Genomic DNA, 12,182 nt, shown 5'->3' with positions numbered 1-12,182 from the left:
GCCCACACTTGACGGGTGATGGACGAAGAGACCAGGTACGAGGCGGTGCGCAGCCGGGACGGGCGGTTCGACGGTGCGTTCTTCTTCGCCGTGCGGACCACCGGCATCTACTGCCGTCCCAGCTGCCCCGCCGTCACCCCGAAGCGGCACAACGTCCGCTTCTTCCGCACCGCGGCCGCCGCGCAGGGCTCCGGCTTCCGGGCCTGCCGCCGGTGCCGCCCGGACGCCGTGCCCGGGTCCGCCGAGTGGAACGCCCGCGCCGACGTCGTCGGCCGGGCCATGCGGCTGATCGGCGACGGCATCGTGGACCGGGAAGGCGTAGGCGGCCTCGCCGACCGGCTCGGATACAGCGCCCGCCAGGTGCAGCGGCAGCTCACCGCCGAACTCGGCGCCGGCCCGGTCGCCCTCGCCCGGGCCCAGCGCGCCCACACCGCACGCGTGCTGCTGCAGACCACCGAGCTGCCGATCACGGAGATCGCGTTCGCGAGCGGATTCGCCAGCGTGCGGCAGTTCAACGACACCGTCCGCACCGTGTACGCCACGACCCCGAGCGCACTGCGCGAGGCGGCGCCCGGCGGCCGGGGTGCCCGGCGCGGCTCGCCGGCCGCCGGGATCCCGCTGCGGCTCGCCCACCGCGGCCCCTACCAGGCCGGCCCCGTCTTCGACCTGCTGGAACGCGAGGCCGTACCCGGCGTGGAGGAGGTCACCGGCGCCCCCGGCGCCCGCACCTACCGCCGTACCCTGCGGCTGCCGTACGGCCATGCCGTCATCGCCGTCGAGGAACGGACCGGTGCCACGGCCGGAGCGGGCGGCGGTGCCCATCCCGGCGGCTGGCTCGACGCCCGGCTGCGCCTCACCGACCCACGCGACCTGACCACCGCCGTCCAGCGGCTGCGCCGGCTGTTCGACCTCGACGCCGACCCGTACGCCGTCGACGAGCGGCTCGCCGAGGACCCACGGCTCGCTCCGCTGGTCGCCGCGCGGCCGGGGCTGCGCTCACCCGGCGCCGCGGATCCGGCCGAGGCCGCCGTACGGGCCCTGGCCGGCGCCGCCTGCGCCGAGCGGCTGGTCCAGCGGTACGGCAAGGCGCTGGCGGCGCCCTGCGGCAGCCTCACCCACCTCTTCCCGGAGGCCGCCGTGCTCGCCGAGGCCGAGCCGGACGGCCGCCTCGGCACACTCGCCGCCGCGCTCGCGGACGGCACCGTACGGCTGGACCCGGGCGCCGACCGGGACGACGCGGAGGCGGCTCTGCGGGCCCTGCCCGGACTGGAGCCGGCGGTCGTCGCCGAGATCCGCTTCCGGGCGCTCGGCGACCCCGACGTGGCCGCGCCCGGCCTGGACATACCGGACGACTGGCGGCCCTGGCGGTCGTACGCCGTCCGGCACCTGCTGATGGAAGGAGAGCTGAGGAACTGATGGGTGTCACGTACTGGACGCGGACCGCCTCGCCGGTCGGGGAGTTGCTCCTGACGGCCGATACGGACGGGGCGTTGACGTCCCTGTCCGTCCCCGGGCAGAAGGGCGGCCGGAGCGTCGAGGCGGGGTGGCTCGCGGACGCGGGGCCCTTCCGGGCGGCCGAGGAGCAGCTCGCCGCCTACTTCGCCGGTGAACTGAAGGAGTTCCAGCTGGAGTTGAGCGCGCACGGGACCGAGTTCCGGGAGCGGGTGTGGGGTGCGCTGGACGCCGTTCCGTACGGGGGGACGACGACGTACGGGGAGATCGCCGCGCGGATCGGGGCGTCCCGGATGGCGGTGCGGGCGGTCGGCGGGGCGATCGGGGCCAACCCCTTGCTGATCGTGCGGCCCTGCCATCGGGTGATCGGGGCGGACGGTTCGATGACCGGGTATGCGGGGGGACTTGACCGAAAGGTGCGGCTGCTGACGCTGGAGGGAACGGTGGCGGCGGGCTAGGACAGCGCCCCGTAAGGGGCGCGGGGCTGTGCCGAATCGCGGCTCCGTCGCGGGGCGCGAGCAACCACACACCACCCGCGGTCGGGATGGGGCCCGCAGATCCACGGCGCCGCTCCGTCAGGAACACGCTCCGCCACCCGGGTGGTCCCCCGGTCAAGTTGCCGCCCCGCTCGGCATCCGTATGTCACCTTCCCCTCCAGTGAGCCTCAGGAAGGGCGGGTGTGGATGGGCAAGGTCGGGCGGGTCCTCGGCGCGACGCTGCTGATCGCGATGGGCACGACAGGGCGGGCCGGTGCCGAATCCGGCCCCTCGCTCTGGGCGGGGAGCTGGGAGACCGCGCCTTCCGGCACTGCTCCCGCCGTGCCCGGCGCCGCCTACCGCAATGTCGTTCACCTGAGCGTCGGAGGCAGCGCCGTACGGGTCCGGATCAGCAACCGGCTCGGCAGCGCACCGCTCCGCCTCGGCGCGGTCACCGTCGCGCTGCGCCAGGGCACCGGCGCGGACGCCGTACCCGGGTCGATGCGCGGCGCCACCTTCGGCGGCGCCGGCACCGCGGTCGTACCCGTCGGGCAGGACCTGGTCAGTGATCCCGTGTCCCTCGCCGCCCCGGCCGCCGCCGACCTGCTGGTCACGGTCGAGACCCCGGGCGACTCCGGTCCCGCCACCTATCACCGCGTCGCGCTCCAGACCAGCTACCTCGCCAGGCACGGCGCCGGCCGGGCCGCCGACGAGGACGGGGCCGCGTACAGCGGGACCACCGGGAACTGGTACTACGTCACCGGCGTCGACGTGCGCAGCGTGACCCTCGGCACCGTGGTCGCCTTCGGCGACTCCCTCACCGACGGCAACGGCTCCTCCTTCGGCGCCAACCACCGCTGGCCCGACCGCCTCGCGGAACGGCTGCGCCCCTTCCGGATCGGCGTCCTCAACGCCGGGATCTCCGGGAACCGGCTGCTGCTCGACAGCACCGGGGGACCGGACGCCCTGACCCGGCTGGACGCCGACGCGCTCACCCGGGCGGGTGTCCGGACCCTGGTCGTCCTCGAAGGCATCAACGACATCAAGGGCACCCCGGAGGCCACCGACCCCGGTGACTTCGTGCGCGCGTACCGGACGATCGTGGCCCGCGCCCACGCACGCGGGATCCGGGTCGTGGGCGCGACGCTCACGCCGTACGCGGGGTTCAGCGGCTACACCGAGGCCCGGGAGGCCGTACGGCAGCGGGTCAACGCGCTGATCCGCACCCGGCACGTCTTCGACGCGTACGCCGACTTCGACGCCGTCGTCCGCGACCCGGAGCAGCCGACCCGGATCCGGCCCGCCTACGACCCCGGCGACCACCTGCACTTCAACGACGCCGGGATGCGCGCCCTGGCCGCCACCGTCCGGCTCGTCGACCTGCTCTGAGCCCTCAGCCGCCCCAGACCACCGCCACCAGCCAGCCCGCCGTGATCAGCAGGCAGGCGAACAGCTCGGCCAGCACGCTGGAGCCGCCCGCGTCCATCGTCGTGCGCAGCGCGGCCAGTGCCTCCGCGCGGCGGCCGAGGCGGAGGCGTTCGTGCAGGTAGATCCCGGCCATGAAACCGGGGATCGCGCCCACCACGGGGAGCAGCACGAAGCCGAGGACGGCGCCGGTACCGGCGTACACGCCCATGCGGGCGGTGGCGCCGCTCGCCCGCAGCCGGCGCGGCGGCAGCGTCCAGCGGACCACCTGGGTGAGCAGGAGGACGAGTGTGGCGCCGACCAGGACCGCCCATGCCACCGGGCGCGGGTCGTACAGCGCCCACCACAGCACCGCGGCCCACACCAGTCACGAGCCCGGCACCCCGGGCACCAGTACTTCGCACAGGCCGAGCACCAGCACCAGGCCGACCAGCAGGAGTTCCCCTGCTCCCATCTGCCCAGAGTGCCGCGCGCGTCAGTCCCGGGCCACCCAGCCCCGCTCGTAGGCGTGCCAGCCCAGTTGCAGCCGGGTCGTCACCCCGGCCAGCTCCATCAGCCGCTTCACCCGGCGCTGCACGGTCCTGAGGCCCAGGTCGAGCTGTTTGGCCACGCTCACGTCGGTCAGCCCGGCCAGCAGCAGGGACAGCACCTCCAGATCGGTGGCGTCGGGGGCGTCCGGCTGTTCCTCGGTCACCCCGGACGTGCCGAGGCGGAGCGGCAGCGCGGTCCGCCACACCGACTCGAACAGTTCGAACAGCAGCTCCAGCAGGCCGCTGGCGTGCACGACCACCGCGGCGGGCTCCGAGGTGTGCGAGGTGAGCGGGACCATCGCGAGGGCGCGGTCCGCCACGACCAGCTTGGTCGGGACCCGGTCCACCACCCGCACCTGTTCGTCCCGGCCCAGCGCCGCCGTCAACTCCGTGATCCCGTGCGGCAGGTCGAGCACCGCGCGCTCCACCACCACCCGGTAGCGCACCCCCCGTCCGGCCGCCTGCTCCTCCGCCTCGTTCTCCATCCCGGAGACCACCATCGGGTTGCCGGTGACCAGCGCGCACACCTCGTCGGCCGCGCCCAGCTGGAGCTGGAGGAACCGCTGGGCGACGGCCGGGGCGCCGGTCACCACCTCCACCAGGTCGTGCACCGCCGGCTCGGCGGCCGCCGCCCGGTACTCCTCGGCCAGCAGCGCCGCCGCCAGCTCCGCCTTCTCCAGCTCGTGCCGCTGCTGGGTGAGCAGCGCGCCCAGTGCCACCCCGGGCGGTGCCGCCACCCAGCGGCCCGGCCGGCCCGAGGACTGGGCGGCGAGGCCGTGCCGCTCCAGCCGGCGCAGCGCGTGCTCGGTGTCCGGCTCGGCCAGCGTCAGGCGCCGCGCCAGATCGGGCACATCGGCGGCGCCCACGGACACCAGCGTCCGGTACGCCGACTCGTCCCTCTCGTCCAGACCGAGCGCTGCCAGCATCGACCCGCGTTCCTCCCTCGCCGTCGGGCACCATGGCGGGAACCGGCCACGGCGCAAACCCGCCGCCGCACATCATCGCCGTACCGGCGGTCACTCTGCCAAGATCACGTCATCGCAGCACCTTCACAGGGGATCCGGATCCGCGATTCACAGCTGGTCGCAAGGAACACCCGTCACAATCTGGCCTCCGGCCGACGCCACCGCGTCCGGCCGTGCGAACGGTGACCCGGGGTCGGGTCACTCAGGTGTCGCCGGGTGGTTCTCCCGTGGGGGGTGGGACCACCCGGCGACTCACACGTGTCATCCGTACCGTCTCTCTCACGCGTGTCGTCGACCCCCTTTCCTCGCACGGGTGTTCAGCGTGTCCCTCGACGCGCCGTTCGACACCGGGGCGTGTGCGGGATTTTCCCGATGCCCCGTTTTCATCCGGCCCGCACGGTGGACAATTAGGGGCATGAGCCAGCCAGGGGGTAGGCCCACCCGTCATGAGGACGACTGGTGGGGGCAGTTGTACGACGACTCCACCGAAGACACCGGCCCCACGGCCGCACCGGATTCCCTGGACGACCGCTTCGCCTCGGTGAAGAACACGGTGGCGGGACGTGGTCGGGGACGGGGACGGCGGGGCGTCGCGGAGGATCCCGGCACCGAGCCGCCCGTCCCACCGGTCCCACCGGGCGCATCGGTTCCACCGACCGCGCCGACCCCATCGACTCCGCCGGTCCCACCGGCCGTGCCGGTGCAGCCGGGCCCGTCCGGGCTCCCGACCGCACCGCTCCCGCCGGCCGCTCGGGTGCCGTCGCCCGCCCCGGCGGCCCCGCCGACCGTGCCGACGCCGCCGACCGTGCCGGGACCGTCGGCGCCGCCGGCCGTGCCCGCGCAACGCGCGCCCGCCGCCCCCGCCGAGGCACCGGGCGAGGAGACCACCACCGCCCGGAGGCCCTGGCCGTGGGACGAGGAGGACCAGGAGTTCCCGGAGGCGGACGACGACGCCTGGGCGGACTCGCACCCCGCCACCCGCGCCGACCTGGCCACGCCCCCGCCGTACGCCGCCCCGGTCTCCTCCGTGGAGTACGTCGGCTCCGGCCCGCCCACCTACGACGCCGAACCCACCGCCCTGCCCGCCGCCGACCCCGACGAACTCGACGACCTGGTCGCCGACACCGTGCTGGACGGCGCCCGCTACGGCACCTGCACCCTGCGGGCCGTCTCCCAGCGCGGCGACTCCGCCCGGTACCGGGGCGAGCCGCGCCGCGACGCCTTGCTCACCGCCCGGTTCGGGGCCGGCGACCAGGCGCTGCTCCTGGTCGCGGTGGCCACCGGCGCCCGGGCCACGCCCGGCGCCCACCGGGCCGCCGCCGAGATCTGCGAGTGGATCGCCCGGGCGGTGGGCCGCAGCCACCAGCGGCTCACCGAGGACATCCAGGCCGCCCGGCGCGGCGACCTCAAGTCCGGGCTGCACCGGCTCACCGACCGCAGCCTCGGCAAACTCCGCGCCAGCGCCGCCGAACAGGGCGTCGCCGCCGAGGAGTACGCGGCCAGCCTGCGCTGCCTGCTCATCCCCGCCCATCCCCAGTGCCGTACCCGGGTCTTCTTCGGGGTCGGGGAGGGCGGGCTGTTCCGGCTCCGGGACGGCGAGTGGCAGGACATCGAACCGCACGTGGACACCGACACCGTCGGCGAGGCCGTGGTCGGCTACGGTTCGCCGCCCGCCGAGACCCCGGAGGGCGACCGGCTCACCATGGACCTCGGCATCCCGACCCCGCCGAGCCCCTACGAACCGGCCCCCGAACCGCCCCGCGACCCCTTCCTCTTCCGGGCCTCGGTAGCCCGCCCGGGTGACGCCCTGGTGATGTGCAGCGGCGGGCTCGCCGACCCGCTGCGCGGCGAGCCCGCCCTCTGCGCCTACCTGGCCCGACGCTGGTCCGGCCGTACCCCGCCGGGCCTCGCCGCGTTCCTCGCGGACGCCCAGGTGCGGGTGAAGGGCTACGCCGACGACCGTACGGCGGCGGTCGTCTGGGAGGCGTGACGCCGGTCCCTGTGCGTGGATGGGAGGTATCCGCCCACAGGGAAGGGGCATCCGTCCGTCATGGCCAAGCAGAACGTCGCCGAGCAGTTCGTCGACATCCTCGTCCGCGCCGGAGTGCGCCGCCTCTACGGCGTCGTCGGCGACAGCCTCAACCCGGTGGTCGACGCCGTCCGCCGCAACTCCGCCATCGACTGGATCCACGTCCGCCACGAGGAGACAGCCGCCTTCGCGGCCGGCGCGGAGGCCCAGGTCACCGGGAAGCTGGCGGCCTGCGCCGGCTCCTGCGGCCCGGGCAACCTGCACCTCATCAACGGCCTGTACGACGCCCACCGTTCGATGGCCCCGGTGCTCGCCCTCGCCTCGCAGATCCCCTCCAGCGAGATCGGCCTGGGCTACTTCCAGGAGACCCACCCCGACCGGCTCTTCCAGGAGTGCAGCCACTACAGCGAGCTGATCTCCAGCCCCAAGCAGATGCCCCGGCTGCTCCAGACCGCCATCCAGCACGCGGTCGGCCGCAGCGGGGTGAGCGTGGTGAGCCTGCCGGGCGACATCGCCGACGAGCCCGCCCCGGACCATCCCGTCGAGAGCGCGCTCGTCACCTCCCGGCCCACCGTCCGCCCCGGGGACGAGGAACTCGACAAGCTGGTCGCGATGATCGACGCGGCGGACAAGGTGACGCTGTTCTGCGGCAGCGGCACGGCCGGCGCCCACCCGGAGGTCATGGAACTCGCCGGGAAGATCAAGTCCCCGGTGGGCCACGCCCTGCGCGGCAAGGAGCACATCCAGTACGACAACCCGTACGACGTCGGCATGAGCGGACTGCTCGGCTACGGCGCCGCCTACGAGGCCACCCACGAGTGCGACCTGCTGATCCTGCTCGGCACCGACTTCCCGTACAACGCCTTCCTCCCCGACGACGTGCAGATCGTCCAGGTCGACGTGCGCCCCGAGGTGCTGGGCCGCCGGTCCCGTCTGGACCTCGCCGTGTGGGGCGATGTACGCGAGACGCTGCGCTGTCTGGTGCCCCGGGTGCGGGCCAAGGAGAACCGGCGGTTCCTCGACCGGATGCTCAAGAAACACGCGGACGCGCTGGAGGGGGTGGTGAGGGCGTACACCCGGAAGGTCGAGAAGCACATCCCGATCCACCCCGAGTACGTGGCCTCCGTACTGGACGAACTCGCCGACGACGACACGGTGTTCACGGTCGACACCGGCATGTGCAACGTCTGGGCCGCCCGGTACATCACGCCCAACGGCCGCCGCCGGGTGATCGGTTCCTTCTCGCACGGCTCGATGGCCAACGCGCTGCCGATGGCGATCGGCGCCCAGTTCACCGACCGGCGGCGGCAGGTCGTGTCGATGTCCGGGGACGGCGGCTTCGCCATGCTGATGGGCGACTTCCTGACGCTCGTGCAGTACGACCTGCCGGTAAAGGTCGTCCTGTTCAACAACTCGGCGCTCAGCATGGTCGAGTTGGAGATGCTGGTCGCGGGCCTGCCCTCCTACGGCACCACCAACGTCAACCCCGACTTCGCCGCCGTCGCCCAGGCCTGCGGTGCCTACGGGGTGCGGGTCGAGAAGCCCCGGCAGCTCGCCGGTGCGCTGAAGGACGCCTTCAAGCACAAGGGTCCGGCCCTGGTCGACGTCGTCACCGACCCCAACGCGCTGTCCATCCCGCCGAAGATCAAGGCCGACATGGTCACCGGCTTCGCGCTCTCCGCGTCCAAGATGGTCCTCGACGGCGGCGTGGGCCGGATGGTCCAGATGGCCCGCACCAATCTGCGCAACGTGCCGAGGCCGTAAGGGGCGTCGTCCGGATCAGCCCTCGACCGGCACCCACTGGCGGACACCGTCCACGAAGCCGTACCAGTACTCCGGCAGGCCCTTGATGGAGCTGGTGCGGAACGGCAGGCCGTGGTCGTCGATCCGGACCGTGCCGGAGCGGCCCTGTGAGGACCAGTCCAGTTCGAGGTACCAGCGGCAGTCGCAGCCCTCGGTGCGCGCGTTGACGCGGAGCACCTCCGGGTCCGTGGACGAGACCCGGTAGGGCAGCCGCATGGTCGAGACGGTCTGCCCGTCCGGGCCCTCGCCGGCCACCGGGCGGGCGAGGGGGCGGTCCTTGTCCAGGTCGACGTCGAAGTAGCGCGGGGTGAGGCCGCCGCCGCAGCCGTCGGCCATGGAGTAGGCGATGCCGGGTGCGGGCGCGGAACGGCCGACGACCCGCACCCGCAGGTCTTCCAGGACGACGGCCGTGGACGAGCGGCCCTGCACCGAGATCTGGACGATCGTGTCGCGGCCGTGCACCGCGTTCTGGGTGGCCGCCCAGGTGCCGGCGTCCTGCGGGACGGGCGGCGGCGGGACCTGCGCCGGCTGCTTGTCGATGACGTAGTCGTGGTCGCAGCCCAGCTCCCAGACCTGGGAACTGGCGGTCCAGGCGAGCGGGACACCGGTCGGGGCGGGGCTGGTGGACGTGCTCGGGGCGGAGGACGAGGGGGTCCTGGTGCCGGCCGGAGTAGAGGACGGCGAGCGGCGGCCGGGCGGGCCGGAGGCGTCCGGTGCCGGGCCGGTGGGTGTGGGGTCGTGGCGCCGGGCGTCGCCGGCGGCGGTCGTGGGGGAGGAACCGGGGGACCGGGCGGCGGTGCCGGCGGGCGGCCGGTCGTCCGAGGGGGCGATCAGGCTGCCCAGCGTCACCAGGAGGACGACGGCCACGGCCGAGCCGACCAGGGTGCGGCGACGGCGGTACCAGGGGCGGGGTGCGGGCGTGGGCCCGGCCACGGGCCCGGGCTGCGGTACCGGGTCCGCTCCGCTCTCGGCCGCGGCTTCCGGCTCCTGGGCACCGGTGTTCTCCGTCGTCCGCGGTCGCTGCCGCGCCGCCACCGCCCGTAACCAGCGCTCGTGGAGTTCGAGCCGTTCCTCCGGGGTCGCCCCGCAGAACGCGGCCAGGCGTTCGACCGGAGCGAAGTCGAGCGGCACCGCCTCGCCCGCGCAGTAGCGATGCAGGGTGGAGGTGTTCATGTTCAGGCGGCGGGCCAGGGAGCCGTAACTCCGGTCCGTACGGTCCTTCAACTGCCGCAGCAGCGCCGCGAACTCCTCGACGTCCTCGCGCACGGGCACCTTCCCCCGGTCGTCCGTATCCCAGGCACTCATATACCTGCACGTCAGCAGGGCTGGGATGGTTCCAGGCCGGCGGAACGGGCGGTTGCCGTTGCGGTTGCCGCGGATGACAGCCGATGCTTCTGGTGTCGCACCGACCAGGGCCGGACCGACCAGCCGGCGCCGTCCGCGGCATCCCACACCCATGCACCGATCCAACGGGGGACCACCCATGCCCAAGCGCACCCGAGCAGGCGCGCTCACCGTACTCGCCGGCGCCGCACTGGCCGTAGGCACCACGCTCGCCGTCCCGGCGGCGGCCGCCCCGAAGGCGCCCGGCTTCCTCGCGGCGGCCGACCTGCCGCCGCACCCCAGCTCGTCCTGGACGGCCGGCAAGGTCACCGCGGGCGTGCCGGAGGCGGTCAAGCAGGACACCTGCCTGGGCATCGCCCTCGGCGGCGGACAGCACACCTGGTACCGGGAGTTCCGGACCGATCTCGACACCAGTGCCCGTCAGGTCAGCGTCGAACTGGCCAGTGTCAGCGCGGCGAAGGGCCGGGTCGCGAAGCTGGACGAGGACATCGTGTCCTGCGCGGACCGGATCGAGATGGAGGACCCGGAGACCCGGGCCGCCTTCCAGGACCACGGCGACCTGCCCGTCGGGGACGGCGCCCATGTCTACGCCCTGCACACCGAGACCTCCTGGGGCGCCAGCGACATCCGGCTGCTGTCGCTCGGCCGGGAGGGGAGCACCGTGACGGTCGTGGACTGGGGGCAGCTGGGCGGCTTCCAGGACGCGCCGGTGAAGGCGTTCAAGAGGACGACCGTCACGGCCGTCAACAAGCTCCACTGACGGACGGGGGCCGTCCTCCCGCTCGGGGGAGGGGAGGACGGCCCCGACAGCCATCAGCCACCTCAGTCATGAGTCATCACCGCAGAAAAGCAGAAACGCAGAAAACGGGGTATCAGAAATGAGCACCAAGACCCGCACCGTCCTCACCGCCGGTGTGCTCGCCGTGGCCCTCGGGGTCGGCGTCACCGCCCAGGCCTCGGCCGGCGCGCCGCGCAGCGTCGGCGGCGATCCGTCCGACGACCTCACCCGGATCGCCGACTTCTACGGCGCCTACATCGACGCCGAGAGCGACCCGGACGGAAGCGGCGACCTGCCGACCGCGCTGCGCGCCTACTACATCGCCCCGACCTACCTGAAGCAGTTGCAGGCCTGGGAGGACCGGGAGCACGCCGACGGGGTGCTGCGGGCACAGAACACCCCGCTCAAGTGGAAGGTCACCGACAACGGCACGGCGAAGAACCGCACCGAGGCCGTCATCACCCTCACCTGGAGCCGCGACACGACCACGAAGCTGTTCGTCGACATGAGCCGCGGCTCCCACAAGATCATTCACATCGGCACCAAGGGCCTCCGGGGCAAGTAGGCGGAAGGTCAGGTTTCGGCCAGGTTCGTCGGTGCCGTGGACCGCGTGAATCAGCTCGGGGGGTTGTGCGAGGGGCTGTTTCACGCCGGGTCCCCGGCACCGTTGGCGCGTACGGGACGGTCCGGGAGGCGACGTACGGGCCGGGGCCGGTTCAGGACATGGCCGAACACCCGGTCGTCATCGGCGTGACATGACTGGCCCGTGCCCGAGCGGGCATGGATCCCCGTGAACGTGTTCGATCAGGAGGGGATCCGGCAACAGCGTGCGGGCGGGGGTCATGAACAGTCAGGCACGAGGGGGCGGTCCCGTGGCCATCGGGGCCTCCTCGGCGCAGACGGCGGGGGAAGAGACCGACACGACGGAACGGGGACACCCGTCACAGCTCAGGCGGCGGCTGGGACGGTCGGATCTGCGGGCGGTGCCCGAGGCTCGCCGGGAGCTGCGGGAACTGCTACGCCACTGGGGGAAACCGGGCCGCTCGGAGATCGCGGAACTGCTCACCAGTGAACTCGTCACCAACGCTCTCGTCCACACCGACCGCGAGGCCGTGCTGACGGCCGTCGTGGGACCCGGCCAACTGCGTGTGGAGGTACGGGACTTCGTGGGCCGTCGGCCGCGCGTGTGCGCCCCGGACTCCGGGGACGGAACCCACGGCCGGGGCCTGGTCCTGGTCGACTCCCTCGCGGACGCGTGGGGCGTCCAGCCGCACGAGGTGGGCAAGTCGGTGTGGTTCGAACTGGACGCGGACGCCGCCTGAAGGCGCCTCCACACAACGGGACGGGGGCGTGACCCTGAAGGTCACGCCCCCGTCCCGA

General features: G+C 73.6%; 10 protein-coding genes and 1 pseudogene. 8 read left to right on the top strand and 3 right to left on the bottom strand.

The window, feature by feature from the left end; genetic code table 11:
• Window positions 1–18: 18 nt before the first annotated feature.
• The 3 genes from ACGFZQ_RS16225 to ACGFZQ_RS16215 all read left to right on the top strand — a co-directional run bounded on the left by ACGFZQ_RS16225 (window position 19) and on the right by ACGFZQ_RS16215 (window position 3,317).
• On the top strand, window positions 19–1,416 hold the full coding sequence (locus tag ACGFZQ_RS16225; RefSeq protein ID WP_393841195.1) for a DNA-3-methyladenine glycosylase 2 family protein: 1,398 nt from the start codon (window positions 19–21) through the stop codon (window positions 1,414–1,416).
• A complete protein-coding gene (locus ACGFZQ_RS16220) occupies window positions 1,416–1,910 on the top strand; it encodes a methylated-DNA--[protein]-cysteine S-methyltransferase (protein ID WP_393840919.1) in 495 nt (164 codons plus the stop codon). Before ACGFZQ_RS16225 ends, ACGFZQ_RS16220 begins: the two co-directional genes overlap by 1 nt.
• Before the next feature lie 225 nt (window positions 1,911–2,135).
• Window positions 2,136–3,317 carry an SGNH/GDSL hydrolase family protein gene (locus ACGFZQ_RS16215; RefSeq protein WP_393840918.1) on the top strand — a complete coding sequence of 394 codons (1,182 nt, stop codon included), beginning with the start codon at window positions 2,136–2,138 and terminating at the stop codon, window positions 3,315–3,317.
• 4 nt (window positions 3,318–3,321) lie between these two features.
• Here ACGFZQ_RS16215 and ACGFZQ_RS16210 read toward each other — a convergent pair.
• Together ACGFZQ_RS16210 and ACGFZQ_RS16205 are read right to left on the bottom strand one after the other, a co-directional pair.
• Window positions 3,322–3,807, bottom strand: a pseudogene (locus ACGFZQ_RS16210) (DUF456 domain-containing protein).
• 21 nt (window positions 3,808–3,828) lie between these two features.
• Window positions 3,829–4,809 carry a helix-turn-helix domain-containing protein gene (locus tag ACGFZQ_RS16205; RefSeq protein WP_351729425.1) on the bottom strand — a complete coding sequence of 327 codons (981 nt, stop codon included), beginning with the start codon at window positions 4,807–4,809 and terminating at the stop codon, window positions 3,829–3,831.
• A gap of 454 nt (window positions 4,810–5,263) precedes the next feature.
• On the opposite strand from ACGFZQ_RS16205, the gene ACGFZQ_RS16200 reads away from it, so the two are divergent.
• Both ACGFZQ_RS16200 and ACGFZQ_RS16195 read left to right on the top strand, forming a co-directional pair.
• A complete protein-coding gene (locus ACGFZQ_RS16200) occupies window positions 5,264–6,838 on the top strand; it encodes a protein phosphatase 2C domain-containing protein (protein WP_393840917.1) in 1,575 nt (524 codons plus the stop codon).
• Window positions 6,839–6,898: 60 nt separating this feature from the next.
• Window positions 6,899–8,641, top strand: a complete 1,743-nt coding sequence (locus tag ACGFZQ_RS16195; protein ID WP_393840916.1) for a pyruvate dehydrogenase — start codon at window positions 6,899–6,901, stop codon at window positions 8,639–8,641.
• A gap of 15 nt (window positions 8,642–8,656) precedes the next feature.
• On the opposite strand, the gene ACGFZQ_RS16190 is transcribed toward ACGFZQ_RS16195, so the two are convergent.
• Entirely contained in the window at window positions 8,657–9,985 is a 1,329-nt protein-coding gene (locus ACGFZQ_RS16190) for a helix-turn-helix domain-containing protein (RefSeq protein WP_393840915.1), read from the bottom strand.
• 178 nt (window positions 9,986–10,163) lie between these two features.
• Between ACGFZQ_RS16190 and ACGFZQ_RS16185 the strand changes: the two genes are divergently transcribed.
• From ACGFZQ_RS16185 to ACGFZQ_RS16175, 3 genes are all read left to right on the top strand, one after another.
• The gene (locus ACGFZQ_RS16185; RefSeq protein WP_393840914.1) at window positions 10,164–10,784 is read left to right on the top strand and encodes a hypothetical protein; all 621 of its coding nucleotides are present in this window, start codon (window positions 10,164–10,166) and stop codon (window positions 10,782–10,784) included.
• A 118-nt stretch (window positions 10,785–10,902) separates the two neighbouring features.
• On the top strand, window positions 10,903–11,367 hold the full coding sequence (locus tag ACGFZQ_RS16180; RefSeq protein WP_393840913.1) for a hypothetical protein: 465 nt from the start codon (window positions 10,903–10,905) through the stop codon (window positions 11,365–11,367).
• Window positions 11,368–11,674: 307 nt separating this feature from the next.
• Entirely contained in the window at window positions 11,675–12,124 is a 450-nt protein-coding gene (locus tag ACGFZQ_RS16175; protein ID WP_393840912.1) for an ATP-binding protein, read from the top strand.
• Window positions 12,125–12,182: the final 58 nt, after the last annotated feature.

Source organism: Streptomyces sp. NPDC048254 (genome assembly GCF_043201895.1).
Taxonomy (GTDB): Bacteria; Actinomycetota; Actinomycetes; order Streptomycetales; family Streptomycetaceae; genus Streptomyces.
The sequence above is the reverse complement of the archived record's forward strand: the minus strand, read 5'-3'. Positions and strand labels throughout refer to the sequence as shown.

What these genes read in the sequence shown, in the direction of transcription:
- ACGFZQ_RS16215 (WP_393840918.1), top strand. Translation starts at nt 2,136, where the DNA reads ATGGGCAAGGTCGGGCGGGTCCTCGGCGCGACGCTGCTGATCGCGATG.
- ACGFZQ_RS16190 (WP_393840915.1), bottom strand. Translation starts at nt 9,985, where the DNA reads ATGAGTGCCTGGGATACGGACGACCGGGGGAAGGTGCCCGTGCGCGAG.
- ACGFZQ_RS16205 (WP_351729425.1), bottom strand. Translation starts at nt 4,809, where the DNA reads ATGCTGGCAGCGCTCGGTCTGGACGAGAGGGACGAGTCGGCGTACCGG.
- ACGFZQ_RS16220 (WP_393840919.1), top strand. Translation starts at nt 1,416, where the DNA reads ATGGGTGTCACGTACTGGACGCGGACCGCCTCGCCGGTCGGGGAGTTG.
- ACGFZQ_RS16195 (WP_393840916.1), top strand. Translation starts at nt 6,899, where the DNA reads ATGGCCAAGCAGAACGTCGCCGAGCAGTTCGTCGACATCCTCGTCCGC.
- ACGFZQ_RS16180 (WP_393840913.1), top strand. Translation starts at nt 10,903, where the DNA reads ATGAGCACCAAGACCCGCACCGTCCTCACCGCCGGTGTGCTCGCCGTG.
- ACGFZQ_RS16200 (WP_393840917.1), top strand. Translation starts at nt 5,264, where the DNA reads ATGAGCCAGCCAGGGGGTAGGCCCACCCGTCATGAGGACGACTGGTGG.
- ACGFZQ_RS16225 (WP_393841195.1), top strand. Translation starts at nt 19, where the DNA reads ATGGACGAAGAGACCAGGTACGAGGCGGTGCGCAGCCGGGACGGGCGG.
- ACGFZQ_RS16185 (WP_393840914.1), top strand. Translation starts at nt 10,164, where the DNA reads ATGCCCAAGCGCACCCGAGCAGGCGCGCTCACCGTACTCGCCGGCGCC.